General features: G+C 44.2%; 12 protein-coding genes. 4 read left to right on the plus strand and 8 right to left on the minus strand.

The annotated features are described in order from the left end of the window. Positions 1-103: 103 nt before the first annotated feature. Positions 104-562, minus strand: a complete 459-nt coding sequence (locus tag ACJ751_RS23655; protein ID WP_407748008.1) for an SDR family oxidoreductase — start codon at positions 560-562, stop codon at positions 104-106. A 205-nt stretch (positions 563-767) separates the two neighbouring features. On the opposite strand from ACJ751_RS23655, the gene ACJ751_RS23660 reads away from it, so the two are divergent. After that, a complete protein-coding gene (locus ACJ751_RS23660; RefSeq protein WP_407748009.1) occupies positions 768-1,682 on the plus strand; it encodes an FAD-dependent monooxygenase in 915 nt (304 codons plus the stop codon). Further along, on the plus strand, positions 1,609-1,818 hold the full coding sequence (locus ACJ751_RS23665; protein WP_407748010.1) for a helix-turn-helix domain-containing protein: 210 nt from the start codon (positions 1,609-1,611) through the stop codon (positions 1,816-1,818). The genes ACJ751_RS23660 and ACJ751_RS23665 overlap by 74 nt, the downstream gene beginning before the upstream one ends. Here ACJ751_RS23665 and ACJ751_RS23670 read toward each other — a convergent pair. From ACJ751_RS23670 to ACJ751_RS23700, 7 genes are all read right to left on the minus strand, one after another. Continuing rightward, positions 1,815-2,717 (minus strand): alpha/beta fold hydrolase, encoded by a 903-nt coding sequence (locus ACJ751_RS23670; RefSeq protein WP_407748011.1) that lies wholly within the window; start codon positions 2,715-2,717, stop codon positions 1,815-1,817. The genes ACJ751_RS23665 and ACJ751_RS23670 overlap by 4 nt on opposite strands. Positions 2,718-2,845: 128 nt before the next feature. Beyond that, positions 2,846-6,481 (minus strand): hypothetical protein, encoded by a 3,636-nt coding sequence (locus tag ACJ751_RS23675; RefSeq protein ID WP_407748012.1) that lies wholly within the window; start codon positions 6,479-6,481, stop codon positions 2,846-2,848. Between the two features lie 20 nt (positions 6,482-6,501). Continuing rightward, positions 6,502-7,389 carry an ABC transporter ATP-binding protein gene (locus ACJ751_RS23680; protein WP_407748013.1) on the minus strand — a complete coding sequence of 296 codons (888 nt, stop codon included), beginning with the start codon at positions 7,387-7,389 and terminating at the stop codon, positions 6,502-6,504. Further along, positions 7,386-8,138: a hypothetical protein gene (locus tag ACJ751_RS23685; protein WP_407748014.1), complete on the minus strand. Its 753-nt coding sequence runs from the start codon at positions 8,136-8,138 to the stop codon at positions 7,386-7,388. The genes ACJ751_RS23680 and ACJ751_RS23685 overlap by 4 nt, the downstream gene beginning before the upstream one ends. Then, a complete protein-coding gene (locus tag ACJ751_RS23690; protein WP_407748015.1) occupies positions 8,125-8,526 on the minus strand; it encodes a GntR family transcriptional regulator in 402 nt (133 codons plus the stop codon). Before ACJ751_RS23690 ends, ACJ751_RS23685 begins: the two co-directional genes overlap by 14 nt. A gap of 13 nt (positions 8,527-8,539) precedes the next feature. After that, positions 8,540-9,313 (minus strand): hypothetical protein, encoded by a 774-nt coding sequence (locus tag ACJ751_RS23695; protein ID WP_407748016.1) that lies wholly within the window; start codon positions 9,311-9,313, stop codon positions 8,540-8,542. A 4-nt stretch (positions 9,314-9,317) separates the two neighbouring features. After that, a complete protein-coding gene (locus ACJ751_RS23700; protein WP_407748017.1) occupies positions 9,318-10,166 on the minus strand; it encodes an ATP-binding cassette domain-containing protein in 849 nt (282 codons plus the stop codon). 211 nt (positions 10,167-10,377) lie between these two features. Between ACJ751_RS23700 and ACJ751_RS23705 the strand changes: the two genes are divergently transcribed. Beyond that, positions 10,378-10,572, plus strand: a complete 195-nt coding sequence (locus ACJ751_RS23705) for a hypothetical protein (RefSeq protein ID WP_407748018.1) — start codon at positions 10,378-10,380, stop codon at positions 10,570-10,572. Positions 10,573-10,596: 24 nt separating this feature from the next. Next, positions 10,597-12,213, plus strand: coding sequence for a hypothetical protein (locus ACJ751_RS23710; protein ID WP_407748019.1), 1,617 nt, complete (start codon positions 10,597-10,599; stop codon positions 12,211-12,213). The last annotated feature ends 72 nt before the right edge of the window (positions 12,214-12,285 follow it).

The raw sequence follows: 12,285 nt of genomic DNA on the forward strand, positions 1-12,285 counted from the left end.
AAAGGGGAAACCCATGGTTGTTTCTGATCACCGCCATAGTTAGAGATGATAGCGCCCTTGTTTTTGATCGTTTGAATGAAGGAGAACATGTTTGTATAGAAACCTACCGGGCGTAAAGTTTTGATGGCACGTCGGCTGGTAACTGCTTCAAAACATTTTCTACATTATGATGAAAGATCAAAAAGCCATTACCTTTATCCATGTGTGCACCAACGCTGCTGAGATGTACTACTTTTTTCACGCCCGACTGTTCGACAGCCTGCTTATAGTTATGGCCTATTTTGGTTATGATACCAATGAAATCAACTTCTTTGTCTGACAGATCACCGCCGGCGGCATCCATTGTTTCCATGAGATACACGATATCTGCACCTTGAAAAGTCCTGGTCAGAAAAAAAGGATCCAGCATGGTTCCAATAGCTGCCTGAGCACCAAGCGCTTCAATGGCCGACTTTCGTTCGTCAGTACTACTGATGACTGTTACGTTATGACCGTTTTGTATCAACGCCCGGGTAAGTGGCTTTCCAATGTTTCCGATAGAACCTGTAAGTACGATGTTCATAATTTATTATTTTTTCGATACAAAGTTCCGCGGCGATGCTGTTAAAAAAATAACCAAATAACCAATTGTTGTAGCCAAAAGGCAGCGAGCCTCCTTAAGAATTTATAAATACGTGAATAGTCCACTTATTACCGTAAATCGTTAACCTGATCCCACCTTGCGGCAAGCGATCTTTGTTGAAGTATTTTAACAACAGCATTGTAAAATGATCCAATCAGAAAAAAATATGCAAACAGATCAAAACATTGAAAAGACCACAGTTGTCATTATTGGAGCCGGTGTGTCGGGTTTAACATTAGCGACGTTTTTAAATAAGTCTGGTATTCCTTGTATTGTTTTGGAAAGACGCGATAGAGCTTATGTTCAAATGCGGCAACGCGCCGGTGTTGTTGAAGCGCGGGCTGTGCAAATGTTTGAACGATGGGGGCTGGCTGAACAGCTTCTTTCAGGCCTGGTAGCCCAAACGATCGACTATCGCTTAAATGGAATTAGCCGTACTTTTACAGTGATAGGAGAAGAAGGCAGTGACGGGCGGTTCTGCACCCAACAAATACTTGTCAACAACTTATTGAAAGAACTAATTGATGTCAAAGGTGGTGAGGTGCGTTTTGAAGTAACCAATGTAACTATTCGAAACGAGGAAAACGAACAGCCACAGGTTACCTATTCCGACGCGAAGGGTTTCCATACAATTAATTGCCACTACATTGTCGGGTGTGATGGTGATCGCGGCATTAGCAGAGCGTCGATCCCCGCAGGCATTCTCACTAAATACAGCCATGAGTTTGGCTATGCCTGGCTGGCAGCGCTTGTTGAAACGCCTCTCAGGGGTCATCCGATCATGGGCATCAGCGATCACGGGTGTGTTTGCCAGTTGCCGCGTGGACCACAAAGGAGCAGATACTATTTGCAGTGCGCGCTGAGTGATGGCCCCGAACACTGGTCTGATGAGCGATTGTGGAATGAGATCAGGCTGCGGCTTGGTGATGACACTGTTGAGAATGCCGTGGTTCATGACAAACTCTTATTTCATTCAACAGGAATTGATGCGGGAAGCACAAAGACTATTATACCATTCCGATTTATCAGTAAAAGAGGTAGCTTATGCTTTGGGGTATGAAGATGACAAATATTTCAATCGCTTGTTCAGCAAGATCTTTGGAGTTTCTCCGGGCGCATTCAGAAAAAGCGGAGAGGCATCCATTCGCTTATCAGATCCGGCTCACCAGGCGCTCAGTGATCCTAAAAACATTTAGCCGCCGCTTTTAAAAAACTGACGCAAGGCCCGGACAGTTCCTTCCGGATCCGCTTCAGGAAAAAAATGGCCGCCATGCAGCGCCAAACCTTGCACATGGTGCGCCCAATTCCGCCAAATATTCAGCGGCCCGCCAGCTTCGGCATACCAGGTATCTAAAGGACCGCCGGCGCTCCATAAAGCCAAAACAGGACACTGAATACGGTTGCCTTGTTTTTGATCTTCCTTATCATGTAGATAATCGATGGTAGCCGCTGCTCTGAATTCTTCGCATATAGCGTGCACATGTAAGGGATCATATAATTGTTGTATATACGCAGCCCTTACTTCCCGGGAAAAAAAAGCGCCATCAGTTCCCCAGTCAGAAAACGCATTATCAATAATCGCATCCGGCGCACCTGAAATAAGCCGTTCGGGAAAAGGCGCCGCTTGCGACAAAAGCGACCAGGGCCAAAAATCGATAATATGCCTGTCGGCCCGGTTCCATACTTCAGCAACGGGTAAAATATCCAGTACGGCCAGTGCTTTCACCTGCTTTGGATGATCCAGTGACAGCCGATAAGCCACCCGGCCTCCCCTATCGTGACCAGCCACCATGAACTCAGTAAATCCCAATTGCTCCATCACCTGCACCATATCCCTGGCCATGGCCCGTTTTGAATAAGGTGAATGGTCTTTATCAGAAAGAGGACAACCACTTTGACCATACCCCCGTAAATCGGCACAAATGACCGTGAAATCGTTTGACAATGCCTGTGCAACTTCCCGCCACATTAAATGGGTTTGTGGAAACCCATGCAGCAGCAGCAACCCCGGCCCACTTCCTAACCTTTGCAGAAAGATGGTGGTCTCTTCGGTGCTCACCTCTATTTGGTTGATATAACTTGAAGGAAATGCCATTCAAATCTAATTTATCGCTCGCTTTATTACGGCCTTTAAACTAAACGCTATAAAAACGATGCCATGACTGCCAGGTAGCCACGATTGACATATCAGGATGCTTTCTCCGCTTTTTCATTTGTTGTGGATTAGAACTCTTTGATATTGTCATTCGGTTGACGGTCTATTAGTTTTGCATAAGGATCGATCCCTGCCCTGACAGGTTTTCCTTTAACAACAACGGTAATGGTATGCTGCCCTGCGGTTAGCTTGTATTTATGCAGGTACAAAGGATTGGTTTCCGATCTGCCTTCTTTGTTGGTTGTACTGGCGCCAAATATGCCGATATCTATATAGTCACTCATATTATTGGCAATAATTTCATTGTGTTTATCGTCTTCCCAAACCTTTTTTGCCTCAACGGAAAGCGTTACTTTATATTCATCCTTATTACCTGCAGGCACCGCGCTAAGGCTGGTTATTTTATTATCATACAAGGTGATTTTTTGCCAGATATCTGTTAAGAAATATTGCAGAGAATCCGGCACATGTTTTTGCAGGTACCTGTACAGGTCATTGGTACCGGCAAAGGGTGGCTGACTTTTAAAAGCATAGGCATTTTTAAATTCGCGTAAAGCTGCATTCATACTGTCTTCACCAATCAAATCCCTTAAACCATATAAGGCTACACTGGCTTTACCACTCCATTCATACCAGATGTTGGCCCTTATGAGGGGGTGCTCGTGGTTGTCGCGCCGCCTGATCCATAAATAAAGCCATAACTGATCCTGCAGGATACGTTTTATATTGGCTTTGCCATATTTTTTTTCTGCCATCACCAATGCACTGTACCTGGCAAGTCCTTCAGGTATTACCAGTGAACCTACAGTTGCGTTGGGTGCAACACAAAAACGCCACCACTGCTGCGCCAGTCCGATAGTAGTATTGAAATAACAATAATCAAATTGATTGGGATCAGTAAAATCTGCATTCCAGCAATGGCTTTCGGCATAGGTTTCAAAGCTGGTCATAGAAGCATCCCGCGGGCCGTAAGAAGCTGTTTCTGCCAGCCGGATGTCTTTAAACGGGTAAGGACCGTAAGCTGTACTGAAATAACGTAACCCGTCTTTATAAGCTGCTATAAACCGTTTAATGTTTGCATTGTGCCCGGGGTAATAATTGATACTAATGTTTATGTTATGATCCAACAGAACCGAGTCTTTCAACGAAGCGAATTTTGCTGACAGGATCCCTACCGGTGGATAAAGTCCGGGACAGGTGTGGGTATAATAAAAGTAGTTGCGACCGTTTTGTTGCCATTGCTTTTGCAGTTCGCCGGGTGCAATTACAGTTTGATCGGCAACGGTACTAATGGTCATCTCTAATTGTAACAGATCTGATTCTTTACCGGCTTTCAGTGTGTTGATACCTTTAGGATCATCCTGTGCAATTTCTTCTTCTTCTTTTGGCGGCAGACCCGCTTTTTTGCGCTCATACGGGCTGTTTAGTTCGTCATCATCGTCATACCCTAAACCTGGTAAACCAAAATTAAAAAATGTACCATTGCGTAACAAATTGCCGGCATACAGGTCATTGCTGAAACCAGCGAACACGGTAGATGATGTGATCTCCAACTCTGTTGAATCGCCCGGCGCCAGTGGTTTTTGCAACTGGTAAAGACGAAAATCAGCCGTATCTGTTGCAGGCCTGAAAAAATTGAAAAATCCACGTGAGTACAATAATGGCGAACTGTAAGGCACAGGTATTCCATTTTGTTTAACAGTATATGCAGTCAGTCCTTCGGCATCCAGTAATAACTTTTCAATGGGCGCAGCGTTTTTATTCACTACGTGCAGTACCGCATGTACAAATGCCTGCTGCTTATCAGGATAAAGATCCGTATGCAACTGCATGCGGGTTACTTTTGGCAAAGGAAGATCCTGGTATTTTTTTAAAGCTTTCTCGAAAGTAATTGCCCTGTGATCGCGTTCGGATTTCGTCAGGTAATTATTCAGGTAACTTACGTTATAATAATTGTACGCCCCTACCGACAGAAAAGCCAGGAGTAATACACCGGTAAATAATTTGGTTCTTCTATCAAATCTTTCAGCCAGCAGTTGCAGTCTTTCTTTAAAGGAAGAACTGATGCCCCGATAATAGAATAATGCCGAAACAATTATTAATAACCCGCCAAACAATAACCAGTAACAATTAAACCAATTGACCGCAGCAGTCATATGACCAAGGCCATCCATATCTGAAATGCGATAGGACGGTGTATGAGAATACAATAATAAATTATAATCGAAAGTACCGGAAATGCGAAGGAAAAATACGACTACCCAAAAAACAATGCCTACCGCATGTGCAGCAAATTTATTGTTGATCACTACATGCACCATGTAAGAAAACAGTACCATTTCAAGCAGACGCGGCAGAATAACAATAAATATGAAAGTGCAATAAGCCGGGAAATTATACTGGTGAAACCCTTTTACTGTTTGTATGATCAGGCCTACTATAACAGGGATCAGGGCAAGGCTGGCCCCCAGAATAAGCAAGGCAATCAGTTTAGAGCCGTTTAATATCCGGTTTGGCGGCGGCAATGAATCATTGATAAAAGAATAGCGTGTTACCCGGTCGCGGTGCAGTGTTTCCCCGGTATAAAATATAATGATGAAGAAAATGAAGAATGGAAAAACATCGTTGAAAATTTCAAACAACATGACCGTGCGTGGCAAATCGGGTACGCCAAATTCTCCATTGCCCATCCAGAAAACAAACCCCAGGAAAACCATTCCGCTGGAAAGGATGATCCAAAAATAATTATCCCTGAAAATATTGGTCAGTTCCAGTTTTGTAAGTGTAAAGAGCGTGTTGCGGTTATACGATCCGCTGAAATTAATTGATGCGTTGCGGAAAACAGCACGTTTTGTTTTGGAAACTACATCGTCTATAGCTGCCTTATCTCTTTTACCGCTAAAAAATTTTTCGAAGCTAAAACGGAAATACGTATACAAAAGTACCAGTAACCCTAAGCCGGCCCATATGATGCGGTTCTCTAAAAAAACTCCGGTCACGGGCAATACACTTGAATTTTTCTGCATGTAGCCGGCTGCATTTGATGCAAAGCGAACGCCGTTTAATCCGAATGGATCGGCAAGGTTGATAACGGTAGCATTATTAGTATTGCGAAGAAAAAAAGAAGAAAGAAAATAACCCAGGAACAACAGGATACCGCCACTGTAAATCACTTTTACATTGCGGGTAACGGCAATCAATCCGAAAAATAATGATGAGGTAAAAAACAGGTTGGGGAGTGCAATGGTAAAGAACGGGTACAAATAAAAGGATAGCCTGTTCGGCCCGTATTCTTTTACATCTTTCCAACCCATGGCTGGTCCAAGTTGGGTGCCAATATAAATGCCAATAATAATAGCGCTGGCGATAAAAAGCATACAGATAAAAGAACCTGTAAACCTTCCCCAGAAATAGCCGGCTTTAGTAATGGGGTAAGTAAGGTAATAATCTTTGGTATTGTATTCAATATCGCGGTACAGGGCGTCTCCCATAATGGAAGAACTCACCAACATCATGATCATGGTAATACCTGCGCACCACATCGCAATGAGGTAAGGCGAATTAATATGTTCTTTTTCTCCCACCGGTAAAGAGCCGGTGGCAAAACTTCCAATGGTAAATATGAGTGCAGCAGCAAAGTACAGGTAAATGACTGGCCGGCGGACCCGGTTTTGGATCTCGAACAAAATTATTTTCCGGAACATATGCTAAAATTTATGCAGAGTTAAATGGTGTTTACATCTACGCGGGTGGATATATTGCTGAAATAAACATCTTCCAGGGTGGGAGTGGCAGTTACAAATCCATTGCCCGGTTCGGTATCCTGCAAAACACGGATGTGCAGCTTGCCTGTTTTTAACTGAGTGGATATAACTTTGAACTGGCTTTGATAATGTGGCAATTTATCTTTGTCGATCGCTTTGGAAAATATTTTCCCTTCCATTGCATTCACTGCATTGTCAGGTTCGCCGGCGTACAATACTTCGCCCTGGCAGATAATAGCGAAGCTGGAGCATAAAGTACTGACGTCTTCTACAATGTGCGTTGAAAGAATGACTATGGTGTTTTCGCCCAGCTGGCTAAGCAGGTTATAAAAGCGGTTTCTTTCTGCAGGGTCCAACCCCGCCGTTGGTTCATCTACAATAATTAGTTTGGGCGAGCCTATCAGCGCCTGTGCAATACCGAAGCGTTGTTTCATTCCGCCTGAATAAGTGCCCAAATGCTTTTTCCTGTCTTTTGAAAGATTGACATTCTCCAGCAAACTTCCCACCAGTTCCTTTCTTTCTCCTGTATTTTCAATGCCTTTCAATTGAGCAATATGGTCCAGCATCCGTTCTGCCGATACCTTTGGGTAAACGCCAAATTCCTGCGGCAGGTAACCGAGCAATTGCCGGACCTCAGTTTTATTTTTCAAAACGTTTAAATCATCTAAGAAAATACTGCCCTGGTCGGCTTCCTGCAGGGTGGCAATGGTTCGCATCAGCGAAGATTTGCCAGCGCCATTAGGCCCAAGCAGGCCAAACATGCCATTGCTTAATGTAAGCGAAACGTCTTTAAGGGCATGAACACCATTGGCATAAGTTTTTGAGAGTGCGTTGATGGAAAGTTTCATTGGCGGAAATGGTTTAAATTATTTAATAACTCGTGTGCGCTGCCGCTTATGATCAATTTGGCGCTGTCTGAAAGATGGTAGTCAAGATGGTGGATAAGGCAATTTCCCAATTCTAAATTGCTTCTGTGACCTATTTCAAGACTGGCATTGTCAAACTGATTACTTTTCTCAAGAATTATATGTGAACCGCTGCCGTTACTTTTTCCAATAGCGGCGTGAATGGAGCGGATATTATTATTTTCAAGTTTTACTGTGCTGCCGTAATCCTGTTCTATACTCAACGAATCCTGCTTAAAGCCATCAATTAAAACCTTACGCATATTCCAGCCTTCCTTTTCAATAGTATCGGTAATGGGATGCTTATTGACATAATAAGTAGCGTTTGCATATACCTTTGTAAGCATCGGGCAGGAGATCAGTATCAGGTAAGGTTGTGGATCCCATAAATGTTTATTTTCAAAACCAGCCGTGATCTGCAGCGTTTTTCCCTGCTGCCGGATAGTGGTATATTCCAGTGCATATCCGTCGATCTTTACACTGAACGGGCCTTGTACAAATTGTACATTTACCGCTGTGGAGGAGTTCACTTCTACAATATCAAAGTCTTTCCACGGAAGGTTGACATAACTTTTATATGGAATTTTATAATCGCCCGACATATATTCGGCTTTCAATAAAAGATCATATCCCACCAGGCACACCAGGGTAATAAGCACGGCTGCGAGAATGATTTTATTACTTGTTTTCATTTTTTTTGCCGGGTTTTGGTTCGTAATTAGCCTTTTTAAATTGCTGGTACCATTTCAAAATTTCTTCGGGGGAAATATCAAGCAGGTATACGTTGTTAAAAAAATCATGCAGGTCTTGCTGGATAAATTTTTCTTTCCTGAATGCCTTCACTTTTTCGTGGCCATCTGGTGAAACAAAAAATCCAATTCCCCGCTTATTATAGATTGCGCCCAGGCTTTCAAGAAACTCATAGGAGCGCATTACTGTATTCAGGTTTACCTCCAGTTCAATGGCAAGATCACGTACAGAAGGGATCTTCTGTTCAGCCGGCCATTTGCCCAGGAGGATGTTCTGCCCCACATAAGCCGCAATTTGCAGGTATATAGCTTCGTTATCTCTGAATTTCATTTATAAACTTTAATTAAACCTGCTTTTCTTTAAGCCTGAAATAAGCCGCCACCCAAAAAAAGACAGCTAACACCGCTACCAGGTAATCAATACTGATACCATTTTGATTGATTGAAAGCATAATCTCATTCACCTGTCCTTTTTCGGTAAACCTGAGACTACCAAATGGAGGAGCCGCTTCAACATTCCTGCCCAGCATGGTGTCCAACATCATTTTATTCATCAGGATCAAAATGCCCAGCGAGATAAAAAAGACAAAAGCAGTTTTTATAAAATGTAGTTTTTCAAAATATATGGCGCCGTAAATGGCAACACCGTGCAGAAATGCGTACACCATATATATTTGTAATGCCTGATTGCTGAAAATGTTAAACATCTCCGGTGAACTGCCCTCCAAAGGTTCAATGTTCAATACAAACAGGGCTACCAGGTAAAAGCTCAGAGTATAAATAATTATGAACACTACAAATGAGTAGATCCAGGCAACCAGAAATTTTTCAAAGTGCGAAGCGGGTAACAATAGCCAGGGAATGGCCTTTTTCTTATCCCCCAGATCGGCAAATATGACACTGGTGAATATGGTACCTGCCAATAAAAGGATCATCGTGAACAGGACCCACTGATCGTTTATGTTCAAACGAGCCCTTACCAGATAGACCAGAAAGCCGCCGCCCAGCAACATTACCCCGATCAGGGCAAACAATGATAAGCCGTAGCTCTTATAATGTTCGGTAGAATGTTTAATGAACAACCTGCCAAACCGTTTTGCGTTGAAAGTTTTGTTCATTTTGCTACGCGTTTAATATTTCTAAAAGTAATGGATGGTTGCCGATGATAGCATTGAAGAGCAATTCAATATCAGGTTTGCTGAATTCACCATTTGTATTTTGCAGGATGGCGTGCTTACCCCGGAGGCTTTCTTCTTCATACAAAACTGGCAGGCCCTCCGTGTTTGTATACATTCCGAAATGCAGCTTTTCAACTACCTGATCCACTGATTTGTTAACAATGATCTCGCTGTTGTGCAATACCAGCAGCGTGTCTATTAAACTGTCCAGATCCCTTACCTGGTGGGTGGATATGATGATGCAGCGGCTTTCTGTTTGCACAGAAGCAATTAGTTTTCGGAACTGCATTTTTGATGGAATATCGAGGCCATTGGTAGGCTCATCCATTACCAGCAGATCTGTGTTGGCAGCCAATCCAAAAGCAATCATTGCTTTTTTCTGCTGGCCGTAAGATTGTTTATTCATTACAGCATTCACATCAACATCCAGCACTTTTAAATATTGATAAAAATCATCCTGGTTGAATTTGGGATAAAAGCTTGCCGTATTGGCAACAAACCGGGCCGGGGTAAGAGAGGGAACAAATAATTCTTCCGCAATAAAAAAAATATCCTCCAGCACCGGCACTGGCCGCCCGGCAACATTGTTTCCATTAAACATACAGGCACCCTGTACAGGAACTGCCAGGCCTACCATATTTTTCAGCAAGGTAGATTTGCCAGCACCATTCTTGCCCAACAAACCATAAATATGGCCATCCTCTAAGGAGAGGGTAATGTCTTTCAGTATCAATGACTTACAATGATACCCGAAGCTTAGGTTCTTAATTTCCAGCATGTTCACTAGTGTCATAGTATAATATGACACTACAAATATGCTACTAGTTTATAACCATTCCAAATTATTTTTTAGAACAACAGTCTTTCCTGTGCCACTGACATCGCTTAATCGTTTCAGATATTTAAGGGAAGTAGGTAAAATCAAACTCCGATAACAGGAAGCTGGCACAGAGCAATGAAAAATATTATATTTAACACCTGAAAGTGTACAATACATATTCCTTATGCACCAATCTTTCTTTTTTGACCTGCTGAACAATAGCAGGCTAGAACAGGTACCCGTAAATATTTTTCTCACCAATCATCTTATCAGCGGCATTGTTGCCGATCTAAACAATTATTCGGTTGAACTCCGTATAGATGGTGGCAAACGTTGTATCGTGGCCCTGGATAGGATTGAAGCCATTTCCATTGCCTGATAATCATAATCCTAAAAACAAAAAATGGAAAACAATGCCTTGCCCGGGCTTATCAGAAAAGTGCTGGGTAGCCCCCATTCAGAACAGGTGATCAAAGCACAGATCATTCAACTGGCGGCTCAGAACCTGCATGTGCCGGAAGTTACTACCGCCTTGCTGGAAGTTTTACCCCTCACAAAAGACAAAGAAACCCGTGACCGCCTCCTCGGCTTTCTTTCTTCGCTGAATACTTCCCGTTTCAGCGATACAACGGCCCTGTTTAACGCCCTGCTGGACGTATACAAACAGGAGCAGGACCGGGACGTGCGCAACCGCCTGTTGCAACGCCTGCAGGAAAGTGTGCACCAGGATCCCCGGCTGGCCGGTTTCTTTATTGAACTCTCGGCACAGGACAGTCTCAGCGAGCCGGAACGCATGACCGTACAACAAACCCTCAACAGCCTGCCCGCTATTTCACCGGAAACAGCCCAGGAAGTGTTGGCAAAGAATAGTAACGCGCCCAACATCCTTCAACTGCAGGCCGTGCAGCTCGCAGAAAAATGTCCTTCATGGGGCCCTGAGCTGGTGAGTGCGCTGCAGCCGTACCTTGAGGTGAAAACAGACCGCAGTATTCGCTTCCGTATTTTGAATAAACTGGCCGGTGCCCGCCTGCTCGATGCCAGCTATAGTCCGTTGCTGATTGCCGTGCTGCGTACAGACAATGATGAACAGGCGCGGGAGGAAGCACTGAAAGCCATCACCCGCATCAAGCCGTGGAACGAAGCCATCATCACCCAATTATACCACTCCGCTGCTAACGACGCAGCTGCCGGCATTCGCAGTAAAGCCCTGCAATTACAGCAGGAAATGCCCGAACTCAGCAATGAACAACTACAGGCAATGGCCACCCGCCTTTCGGCAGACAACTCGGAAGGAGTTCGCAGTACCCTGTTGGAACTGTTAAAACCTGTTATGCGTTTGCAGCCAATCAGGGCCGAAGTGGCCGCCACCTTTGCCGGTAATCCCGGCGTATTCAGCAATGAAGAATTTGAACAGTTGACCGGTATGCTGGCGCCTTATGCTGGTCGTGATGAAGCGATCAGTCAGCAACTCTTGCAAAGCATGAAAGGCCTGCCCAATACCAGCCAGCGTAAAAAGATATTGGAGCTGCTGACCGGTAAAATGAATATTGAAAAGCTGCTCGACACGGTATTACAACTTTTCCGCAACGAGCGTAATGAATCCTTGCGCGAGCTGTTGTTCAACCAGGTAAAAGCATTGTCGGTGGCCCGCCATCCAGAACTGGTAGAAGTGTTTTGTGCTGAACTGACCGAACCAGGTTCGCCCTTCCGCATTACCTGCGCCGGCGTGCTCGCCAATGCAGCCGAACAGTATACTCAGATAGTTCCGGCGCTGGAAGATGTGCTGTTGTATGATAATGATCGAGAACTGGTGCGACTGAGCCTCGACGGTTATCTGCGTCCCGGCGTGCAAAAGCGCTTCGATGTGCTGTTGACCGTCGTGAAAAATGAAATGACAGACGTTTCCTCAAGACAGAAAGCGCTCGACGCCATTGTTAAGCTGCCACCCACTGAAGAAGAAACAAACCGGCTTGCCGATGCACTGGCCGAAATAAAACCAGGTACCCTGAAAACGAATTAACATGCAAATTACTGAAGCAATCAAAGCCCGCAGAAGCAGTAATCGCGAACAGGCGCTGATGCTGCTCGATAC

The organism is Niastella sp. (assembly GCF_045805085.1).
Lineage (GTDB): Bacteria > Bacteroidota > Bacteroidia > Chitinophagales > Chitinophagaceae > Niastella.